The sequence below is a fragment of the Streptomyces sp. ActVer genome (assembly GCF_027270795.1).
Classification (GTDB): domain Bacteria; phylum Actinomycetota; class Actinomycetes; order Streptomycetales; family Streptomycetaceae; genus Streptomyces; species Streptomyces umbrinus_A.
On the sequence record NZ_JAPWHT010000775.1, the window covers coordinates 1 to 2,506 of the forward strand.

Here is a 2,506-nt window from a genome sequence, read left to right on the forward strand (position 1 = left end):
ACCAGTCCGGGACGGCTCCGCCACCCGGACGCTACCGCCTGCCCACCGGACCGTTGATTTTCCGTTCAGCCGCACCCGTTGCGTTCTGGGGCAACAGCGAGCGCGTGATCGAAGGGGCAGTCGACGAGGCCAACCGTGGGCCATTCACGGCTGACGTGCTGTCTGCTGGCCTGCCCCGGACGTGAGTCGTTCCGGTACAGAAAATGCCGACGAGAACGATCATGCCCTTGCGGCTCAGCTGCACCCTGGCGAGCCGCATTCGACCTACTCGAAAACCTCTCCCGTGGGGTCGTTGGCGCTGGCAAGATACGACACCATGGCAAACCTCTTAATTAAGGATCTACGGGAAATCGCTAAAGGCTTCCCCGAGAGCCTGGATGACTGGCCCCACGTCCCGTGCCCCACGTGCACGCGAGGGGTCTTGCTCCCAGTCCCCGACTCGTTCGTGGCAGAGGAGTCGGTCACCAGTAAGTCCTTGCACGACCACGATGTGTGGGAACCCGAGTGGATTCGGGGTACTTTCCACTGCCTGCTCACGTGCAGGAAAGAGACCTGCGACCACGTGCGCGTCATCGGGGAGATGACCGTCGGCTGGGCAGGCCGGGACGACGTCCAGTACGAGCAGCACTGGACGCCGACTATGTTCTTCCCTGCGCTGCCCCTGCTGGAAAGTCGCGGCCTTTGCCCCTCGGAGGTCGGGGAGCGAGTGGACGCCGCAGCCAAGCTCCTTTGGCTCGACCCCAATGCTGCCGCGAACAGGATCCGGGCGGCGGTCGAGGCCCTGATGGATGACCGGGGAGTCATCCGTACGAAGCTCAATCGCGCGGCAAAGGCCGTCAGGCTTAGCCTCGACAACCGGATCGCAACTTTCAAGTCCGCGCTGCCGCAGCACGCGGACGCCGCTGACCTGCTCCTGGCCGTCAAGTGGATCGGAAACGTCGGCAGCCACGAGGACGTTCTCCGCATCCCTGACGTCCTGGAGGGAGTCGAGTTCTTGGACCAGGCCCTGTCCTTGGTCTACGACACAAACCGCGACGACATGAAGAAGAGGGCATCCGAGGTCACGGCTCGGCAAGGGCGGCCCGGCACCTTCTCCATCAAGGTCCCGTTCTGAATCAGTGCCCGAGAACAAGCACGAGGTGTATGGGCTTCTGCCGTTTCTGTGCCGACCGCCTGCACTGGGGGTGTGATCACGGGCGGGAGTTAACCCTCCCGTGATCAACTTCGGTACCACGCCGCTGCTTCGCCTGCCGATCCCGCCTCATCACCCGGTAGACCTCACCACCCTGGCCTTGGCGACCGCCGTGCGCACGTGGGCATCGACGAGACCAGGGCTACCAGAGACCACGACGACCACCGTCCCGGTGCGGACGGCTGTCTGCTTGAGGATGCTGTTGCGCCCTCCAGAGAAGAAGGTCAGCCACTGGCTCCACTGCTCGTCCCCCAACCGGGCGGCGAGCACCTTCTGAGCCGTGACAGTGACGGAGGTACTGCCGACGAGGACCTGGTACGTGGGGCAGGAGGTCATAACGTCGAAGATCCGGCCCACGCCCTTCGAAAGCTTTGCCTCGGTGTCGCTGTACAGCTCCTCGCTCACCTGGGAACCGCCGCCACCGACGTAAGTGAAGGACACCTTCGCCTCATGGGAGAAGTCGAAGCTGCCACCGACCGCAGCCTCGCCGCCGAGCTTCTCCAGCGCCGGGCAGCCGATCACGGAGATGTCATCGTGCCGCTCTGCGCGCTGCGGCTGCCGGATGTAGTCCTCACCCAGATCCCTCTCGTCCAGGAGCCGCTCGGCCAGCGCGGCCGAGGACAGCGGAGCGGACGCCGGGGCATTGTCGCCGTCCGTGTGTGCCGAGACAGCCGTCGAGGGAGTCGGGTCGCTGGAACCAGCACTGCTGGTCGAACAGCCTGTCAGGGCAAGGGCGGTGAGGCTGAGGACGGTCGTGGTGTGAAGGCGCATTCGAACCCCTTGGTGATCTGCGAAACGGACAGGTTGACCAAGCCGGCCCTCCAAGCGCCGACAGGGAGAAGGGAGCCAAGGGGATTCCGGGGTTCAGTGGCCGAGGTGGCGCAGTCCCTCTTCGAGGGTGGGGTGGAACCCGTCCACCGGACCGGAGTTGCGGTTGTACCAGGCCGCATCCAGGCCGCTCTCCTTCGTCTCGTGGCCGGCCCTGCAGCGCAACCACACCGAGTCGTCGCTCATGCAGAAGACAATCCAGTCCCGGTACGCACCGCACTCAGGGCATGAACGGACCTCTCCGCCGATGACGAGCGGCTGCTGCCAGCGCATCATCAACCCGGCCACCTCCTGCCGGGACGGCACCCGCAAGTCCGGTGGCAGGAAGTCGCGTGTCACCGCTTCCTCCGCAGCCGGAGCCGGCGTGGTCGGCTCGGTGAACTCGGGCCACGGCTGCGCGGCCTTTAGCTCAAGGCCGTGAAGTTACGGGCTGATCGTCGGCGTCAAGATGTTGATGCTGAGGGTGGCTTTGTAGGTGCGTCGGTC

3 protein-coding genes and 1 pseudogene are annotated in these 2,506 nt (G+C 65.1%); 2 read left to right on the forward strand and 2 right to left on the reverse strand.

Features of this window, described 5'->3' with window-relative positions:
• Together O3Q52_RS51880 and O3Q52_RS51885 are read left to right on the forward strand one after the other, a co-directional pair.
• A pseudogene (locus tag O3Q52_RS51880) lies at positions 1-185 on the forward strand (hypothetical protein); the annotation flags it as partial.
• Positions 186-292: 107 nt separating this feature from the next.
• Complete coding sequence (locus O3Q52_RS51885) at positions 293-1,114, forward strand: DUF4145 domain-containing protein (protein WP_269655366.1); 822 nt, start codon at positions 293-295, stop codon at positions 1,112-1,114.
• Between the two features lie 150 nt (positions 1,115-1,264).
• On the opposite strand, the gene O3Q52_RS51890 is transcribed toward O3Q52_RS51885, so the two are convergent.
• Entirely contained in the window at positions 1,265-1,963 is a 699-nt protein-coding gene (locus tag O3Q52_RS51890; RefSeq protein WP_269655367.1) for a hypothetical protein, read from the reverse strand.
• A 93-nt stretch (positions 1,964-2,056) separates the two neighbouring features.
• Positions 2,057-2,359 carry a hypothetical protein gene (locus tag O3Q52_RS51895; RefSeq protein WP_269655368.1) on the reverse strand — a complete coding sequence of 101 codons (303 nt, stop codon included), beginning with the start codon at positions 2,357-2,359 and terminating at the stop codon, positions 2,057-2,059.
• Positions 2,360-2,506: the final 147 nt, after the last annotated feature.